The sequence below is a fragment of the Ruegeria marisflavi genome (genome assembly GCF_025673445.1).
GTDB classification, from domain to species: domain Bacteria; phylum Pseudomonadota; class Alphaproteobacteria; order Rhodobacterales; family Rhodobacteraceae; genus Ruegeria_B; species Ruegeria_B marisflavi.
In genome coordinates this window covers 96,468-111,833 of the sequence record NZ_JAOVQN010000003.1, presented here as the reverse complement: position 1 = coordinate 111,833, position 15,366 = coordinate 96,468, and the positions used below count along the sequence as shown (strand labels likewise).

At 63.2% G+C, this 15,366-nt stretch carries 10 protein-coding genes; 7 read left to right on the top strand and 3 right to left on the bottom strand.

Going from position 1 to position 15,366, the window contains the following annotated elements:
* Positions 1–4: 4 nt before the first annotated feature.
* Positions 5–601 (top strand): nucleotidyltransferase family protein, encoded by a 597-nt coding sequence (locus OEZ49_RS04330; RefSeq protein ID WP_263387168.1) that lies wholly within the window; start codon positions 5–7, stop codon positions 599–601.
* Positions 602–691: 90 nt separating this feature from the next.
* Here the strand turns inward: OEZ49_RS04330 and OEZ49_RS04325 are convergent, their stop codons facing one another.
* Entirely contained in the window at positions 692–4,531 is a 3,840-nt protein-coding gene (locus OEZ49_RS04325; protein ID WP_263387167.1) for a Hint domain-containing protein, read from the bottom strand.
* A 943-nt stretch (positions 4,532–5,474) separates the two neighbouring features.
* On the opposite strand from OEZ49_RS04325, the gene OEZ49_RS04320 reads away from it, so the two are divergent.
* The 6 genes from OEZ49_RS04320 to OEZ49_RS04295 all read left to right on the top strand — a co-directional run bounded on the left by OEZ49_RS04320 (position 5,475) and on the right by OEZ49_RS04295 (position 13,105).
* Positions 5,475–7,103, top strand: coding sequence for an amidohydrolase (locus OEZ49_RS04320; protein ID WP_263387166.1), 1,629 nt, complete (start codon positions 5,475–5,477; stop codon positions 7,101–7,103).
* On the top strand, positions 7,103–7,963 hold the full coding sequence (locus OEZ49_RS04315; protein ID WP_317853158.1) for a CobW family GTP-binding protein: 861 nt from the start codon (positions 7,103–7,105) through the stop codon (positions 7,961–7,963). Before OEZ49_RS04320 ends, OEZ49_RS04315 begins: the two co-directional genes overlap by 1 nt.
* 9 nt (positions 7,964–7,972) lie before the next feature.
* Entirely contained in the window at positions 7,973–9,346 is a 1,374-nt protein-coding gene (locus tag OEZ49_RS04310) for a M20 family metallopeptidase (RefSeq protein ID WP_263387165.1), read from the top strand.
* Between the two features lie 104 nt (positions 9,347–9,450).
* Positions 9,451–10,887 (top strand): DegQ family serine endoprotease, encoded by a 1,437-nt coding sequence (locus OEZ49_RS04305; RefSeq protein ID WP_263387164.1) that lies wholly within the window; start codon positions 9,451–9,453, stop codon positions 10,885–10,887.
* 177 nt (positions 10,888–11,064) lie between these two features.
* Positions 11,065–11,745 carry a response regulator transcription factor gene (locus OEZ49_RS04300; protein ID WP_263387163.1) on the top strand — a complete coding sequence of 227 codons (681 nt, stop codon included), beginning with the start codon at positions 11,065–11,067 and terminating at the stop codon, positions 11,743–11,745.
* On the top strand, positions 11,738–13,105 hold the full coding sequence (locus tag OEZ49_RS04295) for a sensor histidine kinase (RefSeq protein ID WP_263387162.1): 1,368 nt from the start codon (positions 11,738–11,740) through the stop codon (positions 13,103–13,105). The genes OEZ49_RS04300 and OEZ49_RS04295 overlap by 8 nt, the downstream gene beginning before the upstream one ends.
* A 2-nt stretch (positions 13,106–13,107) precedes the next feature.
* Here the strand turns inward: OEZ49_RS04295 and OEZ49_RS04290 are convergent, their stop codons facing one another.
* Both OEZ49_RS04290 and OEZ49_RS04285 read right to left on the bottom strand, forming a co-directional pair.
* Complete coding sequence (locus tag OEZ49_RS04290) at positions 13,108–13,845, bottom strand: ParA family protein (protein ID WP_263387161.1); 738 nt, start codon at positions 13,843–13,845, stop codon at positions 13,108–13,110.
* 3 nt (positions 13,846–13,848) lie between these two features.
* A complete protein-coding gene (locus tag OEZ49_RS04285) occupies positions 13,849–15,357 on the bottom strand; it encodes a CHAD domain-containing protein (protein WP_263387160.1) in 1,509 nt (502 codons plus the stop codon).
* Between the last annotated feature and the right edge of the window lie 9 nt (positions 15,358–15,366).

Here is a 15,366-nt window from a genome sequence, read left to right as displayed (position 1 = left end):
CGGCATGAACAAGATACCCATCCTTCTTCTGGCCGCGGGCCAATCGCGCCGCATGGGCGGCGCCGACAAGCTGATGCAGGAGATCGACGGTGAACCGTTGCTGCGGCGATCTGCCAGGATCGCGATGACAGCGGGTCCGGTCATTGCCGCCCTGCCGCCTGCGCCCCACCCGCGTCACGGGGCGTTGGCCGGGCTGGACATCGAGATCGTCGAAGTTCCCGACGCGGCCGAGGGCATGAACGCCAGTCTGCGCCGGGCGGTTGCCGCCCTGCCGCCACAGGCCCCGGCGGCGATGGTACTGCTCGCCGATCTGCCCGATCTGACAGCGCAGGACCTATCGCTTGTTCTAGGCGCCATTGATTTTTCGACGAAAAATCTGGTCTGGCGCGGCACGACCGAGGACGGCCGCCCGGGCCACCCGGTGGTGTTTCATAAGGCGCTTTTCACGGAGCTCTTAGCCCTGACAGGTGATGGCGGTGCGCAATCGGTGGCGCAGGCCCATAAGGACAGGCAGGTGCTGGTACCCCTGCCCTACCAGAATGCCCGAACCGATCTGGACACGCCAGAGGCCTGGGCGGACTGGCGCGCAAAACGGCAATAGGCGGAGCGCGATAACCGCGCCCCGCCCTGCCCGCGCGCCCCGAGATCACGCGGTTCATGCTGCATATTCGGGGAAGGCCGAAGCCCGCTGTCAGATCAGCAGGCGGGCTTCGTGTTTCTTCAGCGACCGGCGGGCCGCTGTATAGGCTTCGATTCCCTCAGCGGTCTTCAGTTCGGGGAATAGCTCGAACAGTTCGTTGCGCTGCGACCTGCCAAGCCCGGCCAACGACTGGTTGCCCGGCTGGAAGCTTTCGGTCCATGCGCCATCCGACAACACCACTTCGTGCTGTTCGAACATGAAGTGGATATAGGTCACTTCCGACATTTCCACGATGTCGACGCCATCCAGACCGATCAGATGCTTTGCCGCGACCAAAACCTCGCGCTCTTCAAAGTAGAGCACGGTCTTGTCATTGGCCACCAATATCCGGTGATTGGGGCTGACGATCATGTCACGCTCCGGCAACCCGCCACCCAGAGCGCCCTGCCGGATCAGGACCGGATTCAGGTGATCCGCAAGCGCCAGTTCCGCCTTGGTGAGTGTACGGGAACCGACCCAACGGATTTCCCGGATGCCGTTGTCGCGGGTGATCACCCGGTCGCCAACGTTTAGATCCTCGACAAGGCGCTCGCCCTTGGGTGTTGCAATCATAGTGCCCGGTGTAAAGCAAGGTAGGATGACGGTCTCGATCTCGCTAAAGGTCGAGGTGCCGACTTCTGTTCCGACGCCATCAAAGAAACGCACAGTTCCGGCTTCGCTGTCGGTCGGGTCATACTCGACCGTGACCGATCCCCCCGGAACCCCGGCATTTGTCAGGTCCAGAACGTCCTCGTCCAGATCGTCGGCATCCTCGCCGCCGATGATGACTTCACCGATCCCGATATTGACAAATCGGTCGTCGCCGAACTGGCCAGCCAGAATATCACCACCATCGTCGGGATTGTCATTGCTGCCCGAAAGAGTGTCGTCACCGTCGCCGCCAACCACGATATCTCGGCCAGCGCCACCGTCGAGCGAGTCGTTGCCAGCCCCGCCGTCGATGGCGTCACCGCCCTCTTCGCCGTAGACGGTGTCGTCACCGGCCCCGGCGAACACGACATCAGTATCGAGACCGCTGTAGACAAGATCGTCACCGGCGCCTGCAATCACCACATCCTGTTCATCGACAAGCGGCGGCACAGCATCGTCGTTGTCGATCATGTCACCGTCCGGGTCTCCGGTATACCCAAGGTCGATGGTGTCGTTGCCGGACGTGCCCTCGACTACGCCGTCGATGCCGCTGGGAGGTGTCGGAGCGCCCCCCGGTGGAAGAGCGCCATATTGCGCACCAACGGGAGTTCCTGCCGCACCGGGATTTCCTATTACCAGAACATTTTCGATTTCCGAGAATTCCGCTGTTCCGGCAACCGACAGGTCTTCGTTGAAATAGGTGATGGTGCCGGATTCTCCGGCCGGGTCATTCTGGTCATAGCTGACCACGGCCAGGCCCGTCGCAATTGCCACGTCAACGTCGTTGCCACCCTCGCCACCATAGAGAGTGTCGCCAATGCCGGCACCGATGGTATCTGCATCGTCATCGCCATAGAGGACGTCGGCCTCGGTACCACCCAGGATCACGTCGTTTCCGGTGCCGCCGTGGATCTCGTCTTCGCCGTGCCGGCCAAGCAACGTGTCGTCGCCATCACCGCCTTCGATGCTATCTTGATCGATACCACCGTCGATCCAGTCATCTCCGGAACCGCCGAGGATGGTGTCATTGTCATCCTGGCCAAAGAGCGTGTCATTGCCGTCGCCGCCGTCGATGAAGTCGAGACCGTTGGTGGTCTCAGGATCGGCGGGGCCGTCGGTGCCATCGTCACGGATGTTGAGGGCGTCAGGGAAGCTCGGGTCGAGGCCGCCATAGACCACGTCGTCGCCAGCGCCCGCTAAAATGGAATCCGCTCCTTCACCGCCGACGATCAGGTCAGCCCCATCACCACCGTCGATGGTGTCGTCGTCTAGGCCAGCGTTGATCGTGTCGTTGCCCGCGCCGCCGGTGATCAAGTCAGTGTCATCACCGGTTATGATGATGTCATTGCCGGCGCCCCCGTCGACCGTGTCGCGGTCGTCGTCAACAACCGGGTCGGCGGGCACCGCAGGCAAGCCGTTATAAGATGGGAAGCCGCGGTCAGGCAGGTTACCGGACAGGCTGCCTGTCGTGTCGATCACGTCGTCGCCGTCGCCGCCGTCCACGCTGTCGCTGCCGTCGCCGCCGATAAGGGTGTCATTACCGCCCTCGCCGATCAGCGTGTCGTCGCCGTCGCCGCCGGTCATGCTGTCATTGCCGTCGACACCGCTGTCTGCGTTCGGAACATCGAAGTACACGTCCGAAACGCTGATCTCGCTCGGGTTCGGGCCCGCCTGGCTGTGTTCGATCGTCAGGCGCGCAACCGGACCCGGGATGGTGATCAGGATCGAGTAGTTTGCGTTGTTGGGATCGGCATAGCCGCCGTCACCGGTGGCGGTTTCATTACCGGCCACACCGTCGGTGTCGCTTTCGCTGACGTTCAACCCACCGGCAATGTTCACCGTGATCGGGTCGCCGTTCACGTCGAACGCCTGAACCGTCGCGCGACCGTCGCCGTCGATATCGTTGATCCGGAAGGACACGTTGGTCACGGCTTCCGAGAACGCCAGCTGATAGGCACCGGTGTTGGCCTGACCGTTCAGTTCAGACTCCATCCCGCTGTCGTCGCTGGCGGTCGGGCCGTTGGTGTCGATATTACCGACGTGCTGTTCCTGGGTGGAAAACTGGGTCGTCACACCGCTATCGGCGCTCAGCACCGAGAAGGTGACATCCACACCGCCGGTGTTCTGGGTAAAACCACCGCTAAGGTCGTCTTCGTCGTCGACCGCACCACCATCGTCAGGATCGGGTGCCCGGAACCATTCAAATACCTCGCGGGTGCTACCACCAGCACCGCCACCTGGCGCGGTGCTGTCGCCATAAAGCAGGTCGTCACCTTCTTCGCCGTTCACGGTATCGTTGCCGCTACCGGCATAGACTGTATCGTCACCAAGCCCCGCATTTATCAGGTCATCCCCAGCGCCGCCGTCAACGACATCGTCGTCAGGGCCATGGGTTGGGTCGATCGCATCACCGTGATCGATCATGTCGCCTTCTGGATCACCGGTATAACCCAGGTCGATGACATCGTCCCCGGATGTGCCGTCGACAATACCATTCGGCTGGCCCAGGACCGGGGCATCCAGAACGCCGACATAGTCGATGCCACCTTCGAAATGCTGGTCGAACTCGCCGGCCGTCGCCTCGCGGGCGCCGATAGTAAAGCTCTGTTCGGTGTCTGTGGTGACGTCCAGCGTCATGCCGGTCTGGTCACTCGACACCAGGGTCTCGGTGCCCTGGGTCTCATTCTCGACCTTCATGTCCAGCCCGTTGTCCGACCAGGAGTAGGTCACGTTGATGACATCACCGATCGCGAAGAAACCCGGGTCTGTACTCAGTATTTCTTCGATTCCATTGGAACGATGCAGTATCTCGACCTTGCCGTCATCTGTCACGCGCAGTTCGAAAAAACCGCTGTCAGCACCCGGCGTGGTACCCGTGCCGTCATCGACATTTCCCGAGTCCTCAACACCACGGCTGAAAACGGTCGAAGGGCCATTCGGGTCAGTGCCGAACACCCGGAAGGAGCTGACAATCGTGCCTTCTTCGAGGTCGAACTGGTCGTCATCGCCATCGTTGACGTCCATTCGCTGGTCGGACTGGCCTGTGAACATCCAGCCTGCGGCGAACTGTGGGTCGTTTACCGGCGTACCATCCTGCGCGATTCCATCATCAAGGCCCGTGTCGTTCGTCTCGGCACCGGGACGAAAATCCCAAAGGCCAATAAGGTTGGCCGAGTACGGATTGTCAAAGTTCGTCGCCATACCAATCTCCTTCCCGACACAAACGTGTCGATCCGCAACCCTGCGGAAACCAAATTATTACGGCGATGACGGCCTGGTAGCGACTGCACTCAAATCGTTAATCCCATCCACCGAGAAAACCGCTTGAAAGCAACTGAGGCAGGGACACTTGTGCAATGCGCGCACGTCTCCCCACATCACCGGCGACATCCAAGCCGCCGCGCGATCACGCAATTTCTCACGTCGGAAAGACGTAATTTTAGTGCGGTCGTCCCCGTGACCAACAAACATCGCCCCCCAGATGGGCTGCATCCATGAATACCGGACGCGCCTTGGGTCACAAAGGAAAAAAGGGCCAGAAAATGCCACATTTGCCACCGCGCTGGTCCGAAACCCGGCCTGAATGGCGGCCTCGCACAGCCTAGGGTGGAACAATGTTTCCAAATATTTTAGTGAAATTCGGTCGAAATCTTAGTTTTCCCTGAATTTTCTTTCAATAGAGGTCACGGCCACCAGCAAAGACAGGTGTCTTTGTTTCCGCTTTGATGACAGTGGCAACTTCATGGCGCGGTACATGTCACTGAGGTTCTCTGCCACTATTTTGCCGCATTTTGCCTCCTCATTCGTAATCAATACAGGAAAACAAGGCTGTTCTTCTCAAATCTTCAAACAATCAAGCCGAAAATCCCTCGAATCAAGAACTCCGCAGTCGCGAAACTTCGACAAGAAGGGCAAGAACCTAGCGATAAGTTATTTGGTCGAGATAGGGGCTTGCTACCTGCTTTCTGGATCGTTGCCCTTATCGAAATTCGGCTGGAACCAGAACCGGCAACATCACCCATTCATCGGTCAGGACTGGGCGAAGAAAAGGTTCAGGCACAAAGTTGCAGGCCGCCGGCGGGGATAACAATTTACAGCCGTCCAACCGCAAGCTACCCCTTTTGCAGGTCAGGGAGAAATCGAGATGTCAGGTATCACCGTCTTTGCCGCAAAGAAGATCATTACCATGGATCCAAGCAGTCCGACCGCCACCCATGTGGCGGTGCGCGACGGCAAGATACTGGCCGTCGGCGCGGCCAATTGCGCCGATGCGTGGGGGCCGGTGACGCGTGACGACAGCCTGGCGCATGCGGTGCTGATGCCCGGCCTGGTCGAAGGACATGCTCATATGATGGCCGGGGCAATGTGGGAGTTTGCCTATGCCGGTTATCACGACCGGATCGACCCTCAAGGCCGCATGCACAAAGGCATGACCGATATCGGCGCCGTTGTCGCCCGCCTTCGGGAATACAGCGCGACCCTGCCCGAAGGCCAGCCGCTGATCGCCTGGGGCTTCGATCCGATCTTTCTTCCCACCGAACGGCTGAACCGGCATCACTTGGACCAGATCGCCTCTGACCGGCCGGTTGTCGTGATGTTCTCGAACTTTCACCTGCTCTGCGCCAACAGCCTGGCGCTGGAGATGGCGGGGTACGGTCGCGATACCAATGTCGAAGGTGTCGTCAAGGGAGCAGACGGCGAACCCACCGGTGAGTTGCAGGAAATGGCCGCCATGTTCCCAGTGATGCGGCGCACCGGCGTCGATTTTCGCGGCCTGTCGCAAAAGGAGAGCGCCATCCGCGCCTATGCGGATGTCTGCAAACATGCAGGCGTGACGACAGTGACGGACCTGTTCTCGGAGATGCAGGACGAAGACCTCGGCGCGCTGCTGGCCGTCACTTCGGACCCGGGCTTTGCTCTGCGCATCGTGCCGGTGCTGGGTGCAATGGGAGCCGCACCGCGGGATATCGCCAAGCGCGCATTGGCGCTTCGCAAGAAATCCACTGACAAGCTGCGTCTGGGCGCGGTCAAACTGATGACCGACGGGTCGATCCAGGGCTGGACCGCGCGCGTGAAATGGCCGGGCTATGTCGGCGGCCAGCCCAACGGGATCTGGAACACGCCGCCCGACCTAATCCACGAACTTTGCGCTGCAATGCAGGAAAACGGCGTGCAGATGCATATCCATGTGAACGGCGACGAGGCATCTTCGATCACGCTCGACGCGCTCGAGGCCGCAGGCCGCGCCCATCCCTGGCCCGGATCGCGCCATGTCTTGCAGCATTGCCAGATGATGGGGCCGGATCAATTCCGCCGCTGTGCGGAAATGGGCGTATGCACCAACATCTTCTCGAACCACATCTGGTTCTTTGGCGACCAGCACGCCGCGCTCACCATTGGCGAGGACCGCGCCACCCGCATGGACGCCGCCCGCTCGGCACTGGATGCGGGCGTGCATCTGGCGATCCATTCCGATGCGCCGGTGACCTCGATGGGGCCGCTCTTTACCGCCTGGTGCGCGGTCAACCGCCAGACCATGTCGGGCCGGACGTTGGGCGCGGAGCAACAGATCACGGTGGACGAGGCGCTTTACGCGATCACCCTTGGCGCGGCCTATACGCTGAAACTCGATGCCGAGATCGGCTCTATCGAAACCGGCAAGATCGCCGATTTCGCCGTGCTGGGCGCGGATCCGACCGAGGTCGATCCGATGGCACTGAAAGATGTGCCGGTGCTGGGCACCGTGTCTGGTGGCCGGGTGAACCTGATCTGATGCGCCTGCCGCTCACCGTCATCTCCGGTTATCTGGGCGCGGGCAAGACCACGCTGATCAACCGCCTGCTGGCCGAGGATCACGGGCTGCGCCTGTTGGTGATGGTCAACGATTTCGGCGCCATCAATATCGACGCGGGCCTGATCGCCGCGATGGGCGAGGATACCATCGCACTGACCAATGGCTGCGTCTGCTGCACCATGGGGGCGGACCTGTTCCTGGCGCTGGGCGATGCGCTGGACCGCAACCCGCGCCCCGATCACCTGGTGATCGAGGCAAGCGGCATCGCTGACCCGGCAGCCATCGCCAATGCCGCCAAGGCCGAGCCGGACCTGAGCTATGCCGGTATCATCACGCTGGTCGACGGGCTGAACGCCGCAACGCTTCTGGCCGAACCGCTGATCGCGCCGCAGGTGGCGCAGCAGATGCGGGTGGCGGACCTGCTGTTACTGACCAAGACGCAGGCCCCCGATGCCGAACTGACGCAGGCGCTGGCCGGGGCTGGGATTGCCGAGCCTGTGCCCCTGCCCCGGGACAGCGCGCTGGCACCGCTGCTCTTTGATGTGATGCCGCGCCCGGGATCGGTCGCCAGCGTGCCGCATCCTGCCTATACCGGCTGGTCCTGCGCCGCGCCGTGGCCTATGACGCGGGACGCCCTGCGCGACAAGCTCTCCACACGCCCGGCAGCGATTTACCGGCTGAAAGGCTTTATCCCCGGACCCGATGGCATGACCGAAGTCCATGTGGTTGGCGCCCATGCCGATCTGCGCCCGTCGCAGACCGGGACCGCCGGGCTGGTCGCGCTGGGCCTTGCAGGCCGGATCACACCGGAAGAGATCGAGGCGTGGTGGAACAGCTAGGGGCGTGACATGAGCAGGCAACAGGCGATTGCACGGGCGGAACAGGGTTTTGACAGCGGCCAGTTCTGGCGGGATCTGGCGGATCTGGTGGCGCAGGAAACCGAGAGCCAGGTGTCAGGGCGTGGCGACGCGCTGAGCGCCTATCTGACCGAAGCGCTGGCACCGCATCTGGTCGCACTTGGCATGACCGCGCGCCTTTTGCCCAACCCCGCCCCCAATGGCGCGCCGTTTCTGCTGGCCGAACGGGTCGAAGCGCCGGGCTTGCCGACGGTCCTCAGCTATGGCCACGGCGATGTCACCCGCGCCCAGACCGATGCCTGGGCCGAGGGGTTGCATCCGTTTCGCCTGACCCAGCAGGGTGACCGGTTTTATGGCCGGGGCAGCGCCGACAACAAGGGGCAGCATCTGGTCAACCTGACCGCGCTGCGCGCCGTACTGGCCGAACGGGGACGGTTGGGCTTCAACCTGAAACTGCTGATCGAGATGGGAGAGGAAATCGGCTCGCCCGGGTTGGCCGATCTGTGCCAGGCCCAGTCAGAGGCATTGCGAGCGGATGTGCTGATCGCGTCCGACGGGCCACGGCTGGACCCGGAACACCCGACGATCTTCATGGGCGCGCGCGGCGCGCTGAACTTTGACCTGCGGGTGCGGCTGCGCCCCGGCGCCCATCATTCCGGCAACTGGGGCGGCCTGCTGGCCGATCCGGCGATGATCCTGGCGCAGGCGCTGGCCTGCATCACCGATGCGCGCGGCGCGATCCGGGTACCGGAATGGCGGCCCGACAGCCTGACCGACGATATCCGCGCGGTGCTGGCCGCCCTGCCCGAGCCCGCTGGCGCCGACCCCGACTGGGGCGAACCGGGGCTGAGTGCGGCCGAGCGCGTCTATGGCTGGAATTCCTTCGCCATCCTCGCCATGACCGCCGGCGTGCCCGAGGCCCCGGTGAATGCCATCGCCGGCGAGGCCCGCGCCACCTGCCAGCTGCGGTTCGTGGTCGGCACCCGGCCCAAGGCCATCCTGCCCGCCCTGCGCGCGCATCTGGACCGACACGGGTTCCCCATGGTCGAGATCGTCGACAGCGACGAGTTGCCGTTCACCGCCACCCGGCTTGACCCAAGCCATCCCTGGGCCCGGTTCGCCATCGCCTCGGTCACGGAAACCGTGGGCACCGCCCCGCATGTGTTGCCAAATCTCGGCGGCTCGCTGCCCAACGAGTGCTTCTCGGACATCCTGGGCCTGCCCACGATCTGGGTGCCGCATTCCTATGCGGGCTGCAACCAGCACGCGCCCGACGAACATGTCCTTGCCCCGACGATGCGGCAGGCCGCACAGGTCATGGCGGGGCTCTTCTGGGATATCGGCGCGACCCCGCCTGGCAAATGAAGCCGGATTAACGAATTTTAATCCGAGGATCAGCAAAGGATCAGATTGCCGGCTTATTCCTTTTGTCAGACCCCGGCCAACCGGGACACTGACAGGAGAACAAGATGAGCATTCGCATGTCCCGTAAACTGAACCCTTCCCTGCCGAACTGGGCCGCCGCCCCTGTCCTGGGCGCGCTGCTGTTGGGCTCGACCGCCTTGCCCGGCCTGGCTGACGAGGCGCTGGCCGATCTGGTCGAGCGCGTCTCGCCCGCGGTGGTTACCGTGCTGGCCTCGGAAGAGGCTAGGCCACAGCAGATGAACGGCCAACACAACCCGTTCGAAGGCACACCGTTTGAAGAGTTCTTCCACCAGTTCGGCGGACCTGGCGGAATGCAACCGCCGCAGAGCGGCCCGCGACAGGGCTTGGGGTCTGGCTTCATCCTCGACGCCGAGGGCTATATCGTCACCAATAACCACGTGGTCGAAGGCGCAGACAAGGTGACCGTCCGGCTCAGCGACGATCGCGAGTTCACCGCCGAAGTGGTTGGTACCGATCCGCTGACCGACCTGGCGCTGCTTCGCATTCAGGCTGGTGTGGACCTGCCTGCCGTGACCCTTGGCGACAGCGACGCCATCCGCGTGGGCGAGGATGTGGTGGCCGTCGGCAACCCCTTTGGGCTGAGCTCCACCGTCACTACCGGCATCGTCTCGGCCAAGGGGCGCAACATCTCGGACGGGCCGTATGCCGAATTCATCCAGACCGATGCCGCCATCAACAAAGGCAACTCGGGCGGGCCGCTGTTCAACATGGAGGGCGAGGTCGTGGGCGTGAACTCGGCCATCTATTCGCCGACGGGCGGCTCGGTGGGCCTGGGTTTTGCCGTCACCTCGAACATCGTCGAGCATGTGATCGACGATCTGCGCGAGGACGGCCAGGTTGACCGTGGCTGGCTGGGCGTGTCGATCCAGAACGTGGGCGCCGATATCGCCGCGGCGATGGGGCTGGACAGCCCGAACGGGGCTCTGGTGTCGGACGTTGTCCCGGACAGCCCCGCTGACGGCAACCTGAACCCGGGCGACGTGATCGTGGCCTTCGAAGGAAAGGCCGTGAAATCAAGCTCTGACCTGCCGCGTCTGGTCGGCGCCACCAAGGCTGGCTCCAGCGCCAATGTCCGGGTCATCCGCGACGGCAAGGCACAGGATGTGACCGTGACCATCGGCCAGCACCAGCAATCGGCCTCGGCCAGCGGGGTTGCCCCCCCCGATCCGGCCGAGACACCGGCCTTGGGCCTGACCGTAGCGCCGCTGACCGACGGCATGCGGGCACAGGCCGGGGTTGGCAGCGATGTCAGCGGCGTTCTTGTCACCGATATCGACCCCAATGGCCCCGCAGCCCAGGCGGGATTGCGCCGGGGTGACGTGATCCAGCGGGTGGGCGGAACCGATACCGACAGCCCGGCCGCGCTCAAGGCCGCACTAGGCAAGGAAAAGACCGACCCGGCGCTAGTTCTGATAAACCGCGACGGCAACCGGTTGTTTGTTGCCGTGCGACTGGCCTGATCCCCCGCTGCTGCCGCGCCGCCACCACTCAAGACACTTGTTGGCGCGGCCGCAGTGCACCGCCCGGGCACCTCATGCCTGACCCGGGCACGCCGGGCGCGACCCCATCCGCGCCCGGCGCGTGCATTTGTGGATTGTCTTGGATATATCCTGATAAAAACAAGGACCGGATTTTACATGAGCCGACGTGTTCTGATCGTCGAAGACGATGACGAGACCCGTGAGTTCCTGGTCAAGGGCTTCACCGAAGAAGGCTTTGCTGTGGAGAGCGCCGCCGACGGGCGCGAGGGGTTGTTTCATGCGACCGATGGCGGGTTTGACGCGGTGGTGTTGGACCGGATGCTGCCGGGGCTGGATGGCCTGTCGCTGATCAAATCGATCCGAGCCGCCGGGTTGAAAACCCCCGTCATCATGCTGACCGCGATGAGCGCCGTCGATGAACGCGTCAAGGGGTTGCGCGCGGGTGCAGACGACTATCTGGTTAAACCCTTTTCCTTTCAGGAACTTCTGGCCCGTATCGAAGCCCTGTTGAGACGCCCCAAGGACACGCAGGAGGCTGCGACGCTTTCCTGCCGGGATCTGGAAATGGACCTGCTGCGCCGCAGGGTAACGCGCGGCGGTCGCGACATCACCCTGACCCCGCGCGAATTCCAGATCCTGGAATTCTTTCTGCGCCGCAAGAACCGCGTGGTGACCCGGACCATGCTGCTCGAAGGGGTCTGGGACTATCATTTCGATCCCAATACCAACATCGTGGATGTCCATATCTCGAAACTCCGGCGGCAGATCGACGAGGGTTCGGAAACCCCGCTGATCGAGACCGTTCGCGGCGCGGGCTACATGATCTCTGATGGATAAGCCTCTGGTTACCCTTAGAAATGCCAGAACCCGGCTGGTGCTACTCAGCATGGTCTTGAGCACGCTTCTGACTGCGGCCGTACTGGTGCTGGTCTATGTCACCGCAAACCGCACCATCGCGGGCGAGACGCGCTCGGTGGTGACGGCAGAACTGGCCGGACTGTCGGATGAATACCAGCGGCGCGGCCTATTCGGCCTGACCGAGGCCATCGAACGCCGCACCCAGGACGCCGCAGAGCGCGACGCGCTTTACCTGTTGACCGGGCCGTTCGGAACCGTGCTTGCCGGCAACCTCGTGCGCTGGCCCCCGGATGTGGAACCGGGCAGCGGTTGGGTCGAACTGGACCTGATCCGTACCGAATCCCGCGAGAACGTACCGGTATCGGCGGCCTCGATCCGGCTGCCGGGTGGCGAGCGGCTGCTCGTCGGACGCGATGCGTCGGCCCGACGACAGTTTGACCGCGTGTTGTTGCGCTCTGTCGGGCTGGCCTTGCTGGCCGCGCTGGCGCTCAGCCTGCTGACCGGCTGGTTTCTGACCCGGCTGGTGTTTTCGCGGCTCAAGGACATCTCGCGCACCGCAACAGAAATCGTTTCGGGCGACCTGACACGCCGGATCCCCTTGCGCGGCACCGGGGATGAGTTCGACCGCATGTCCGGTACCCTGAACGAGATGCTGGACCGGATCGAAGAACTGGTCGGCCATCTTCGAACTACGTCGAACTCGATCGCGCATGATCTGCGCTCGCCCTTGTCGCGCCTGCGCCAAAAGGTCGAGGCCCTGACCAACCCCAGCCGGGGCGACGCAGAGCGGGATGCGGACGCCGCCCGCGCGCTGGCCGAGGTCGACCACCTGCTCCGGGTGTTTTCACAGCTAACCGAAATCTCGCGTGCCGAGGCGGGGCTGGGCCGGGAAGAGTTCGAACCGGTGGATCTGGCGGCGCTGGCCCGAGACGTGGCTGAATTCTATGAACCGCTGGCGCAAGAGAACGGCGTCACACTCACGGTAGAGACGGACCCGGCCATCCTGCCGGGTCACCGCGCCTTGCTGGCACAGGCGCTGTCCAACCTGCTCGACAATGCCCTGCGCTATGCGCCGGGCGGCACCGAGGTGGAGTTGCACATCACCGCCGCCGAGGACGTGGTGATCCTGTCGGTGCGCGATCACGGCCCGGGCGTGCCCGAGGCCGATCTGGAGCGGCTGGCGCAGCCTTTTGTCACGCTCGACCCGGCACGTACGGGGGGCAACTCGGGCCTGGGTCTGGCGTTGGCGGCGGCCATTGCACGGATGCAAGGCGGGGTGTTCGAGGCGCGCAATGCAAAACCGGGGCTGGAGGCCCGGCTGGTTCTGCCAAGACCCTGAGGTCAGAGCGCCAGTTCCCCGAACAGGTCGGCGTAACAGGCGGCGGCCTTGCTGCGGGGGGCATATTCGGCAACCGGTGCCCGCCGCAACCCCATGCGTTCCACATCCGCAGAATAGGGAATGCTGGCGGCGAGAAACCGCTTGGGATACGCCGCGCGCATTCGGGCCATGGTGTCGCGATGCAAGGACTTGCGCCCCTCAACCATCGAGAAGAACGCCGAAATCTTGCGGCGCGGCAACCCCTGATCCTTGAAGAATTCGACCAGCTGCTCGAACGTCCGCTCGCTCAGCGTGCTGGGCGGAACCGGCACCACAATTCGGTCGGCGGCACGAAACACGTTCTCGGAGAGCAGGGAAAAGTTCGGCGGGCAGTCGAGCACCACGACATCGTATTCGGCGCCACCGGCCACCAGTGCCCTGGACAGGCGCGAGCGCTTGCTGCGGATGCGACTCAGGAAACGGTCGAAATCACGAAAACTCCGGTTGGCGGGCAAGATGTCGAGCCCATCGAAATCGCTTGCGCGGATCGCATCGGCAAAGCGGTCGGAACCCTCGAAAAACCGCGTCTCGCTCAACCTTTTCGACGGCTTGACGCGAAAATAGTAACTCGATGCCCCCTGCGGATCGAGATCGCACAGCAGCACCTGCCGCCCGGAATGCGCGATGGCATGGGCCAGGTTCACCGATGTCGCCGTTTTGCCGACACCGCCCTTGTTGCTGTAGCAGGCGATCACATGCATGGCCTAGCGCCGCGCCTCCTCTGGCTGGTGAAAAAGCTCTTCGAACACGGCCCGCATCGCGCGATTGTCGAAATCCGCGAAACTGGAGACAACCCGCGTCCGTTCACCGGCCTGCAAGCTCGACAGCGTCGCCAATAGCGCGCCAACGGCTGCGGCCATGTCGGTCTCTACCGGCGCGCCATCGTCGGGATGCAGGTACCGGCTGAGTTCCAATTGCTGCACCGAATAGTCGTTGAAAAGACCAAGATTGTCCTGCAAGCCTCTCAAGGGTCTCAGAATTTTCCTGAACTTCTTCTTCGGGAACAAAGGCCCGAAGAACTCCATGAGATAGCGCAGCTTCTTGCAGTGGATGCGCAGACGATGGACATCGTCATCCGGGGTATCCGCATCTATGCGCCGCGCCAGCTTGCATACCTTGCGATAGCGCGTCCAGATCAGGGCCTGCGCATAAGGCAGCGCCGCGCGGTCGCCCTCGGGCCCGGGCGGCAGACCTGAGGGATCGGTCAGCCGCGCGTCCAGCGCGGCAACACGTGCGGTATAGCGGGCACTGCGCAGGTGACGGGCCAGGGCCCGTTGCGCGACGTCCCGTTCGGTCTTCATCCGGGCAAAGAGAAGGTCCAACCCGGGATGCAGCGCCTCGGGCACAAGGGCAAAGAACCCAGGCTTTCCCAACAGATACACATCGAGGTCGCGCACCCGTCCGGTAGGCGCCATCAGCTCCGAGAACTCCCTTTGCAACTCTTCTGTCTCTTCGGGCGGAAACACGTCGCGAAACAGGCTCAGGACCGAACGGATGCGGCGCAATCCAATGCGATAGTCATGCAGGAATTCGGTATCGATATCCTTGATGATCCCCGCCTCGTTCTGGCGGGCACCGGACATGGCAGACCCGATCAGATCCGCCGCGACACGATGCGCCGGTTCATCCGCAGTGATCGGCACCTCGGGCTTGGACTGGTAAGGTTGGACCCCAGGCAGAAGAAGCGGCCAGAGACCGGTCGCGGCCCGGGATGCGCCCTCACAGTCCAGCAGGGCATCGACCACGCGCTGATGCGCCCTGTCATACCCGCGCATCGGTTCGGTCAGAATCAATGTCGCCGTGCCGGACTGGGCCGACAGAGTGATGACCTGCATCCGTAGACAGGTTTTCTCCATATCGTCCAGAACAGCGACCGAAAGCGTTTCCGCCCGGCCCGCGCATTGCACCATGAGCGCCCGCAGCGGAGACAGGCCCGTCAGCGCGTCGCACACCGCGCCGGATGCAATCGCGGGCACGCTACCTCGGCCCGGGTCCACCTTTTGTGAAATGGGTACCGAGTCGTCGGACAACAGGATCAGATCGCGACCGGTCCGCAGCAGAACCCGCCCCGAACGGCGCAGGGGCTGGTCGAAACAATCGTAGAGCGCAAAATCACGACGCAGGGCGCCGCCAACGGCAAACCGCAGGCCCTCGCACGGCCTGGCCAGAACCAGAGGTGCGGCTTTGCCGGCGATGACAATCAGGCTGGTCATGTCCGCATC

Bases quoted from the DNA above. Each gene is read 5' to 3' on its own strand.
- OEZ49_RS04330 (WP_263387168.1), top strand. From the start codon at position 5: ATGAACAAGATACCCATCCTTCTTCTGGCCGCGGGCCAATCGCGCCGC.
- OEZ49_RS04325 (WP_263387167.1), bottom strand. From the start codon at position 4,531: ATGGCGACGAACTTTGACAATCCGTACTCGGCCAACCTTATTGGCCTT.
- OEZ49_RS04320 (WP_263387166.1), top strand. From the start codon at position 5,475: ATGTCAGGTATCACCGTCTTTGCCGCAAAGAAGATCATTACCATGGAT.
- OEZ49_RS04315 (WP_317853158.1), top strand. From the start codon at position 7,103: ATGCGCCTGCCGCTCACCGTCATCTCCGGTTATCTGGGCGCGGGCAAG.
- OEZ49_RS04310 (WP_263387165.1), top strand. From the start codon at position 7,973: ATGAGCAGGCAACAGGCGATTGCACGGGCGGAACAGGGTTTTGACAGC.
- OEZ49_RS04305 (WP_263387164.1), top strand. From the start codon at position 9,451: ATGAGCATTCGCATGTCCCGTAAACTGAACCCTTCCCTGCCGAACTGG.
- OEZ49_RS04300 (WP_263387163.1), top strand. From the start codon at position 11,065: ATGAGCCGACGTGTTCTGATCGTCGAAGACGATGACGAGACCCGTGAG.
- OEZ49_RS04295 (WP_263387162.1), top strand. From the start codon at position 11,738: ATGGATAAGCCTCTGGTTACCCTTAGAAATGCCAGAACCCGGCTGGTG.
- OEZ49_RS04290 (WP_263387161.1), bottom strand. From the start codon at position 13,845: ATGCATGTGATCGCCTGCTACAGCAACAAGGGCGGTGTCGGCAAAACG.
- OEZ49_RS04285 (WP_263387160.1), bottom strand. From the start codon at position 15,357: ATGACCAGCCTGATTGTCATCGCCGGCAAAGCCGCACCTCTGGTTCTG.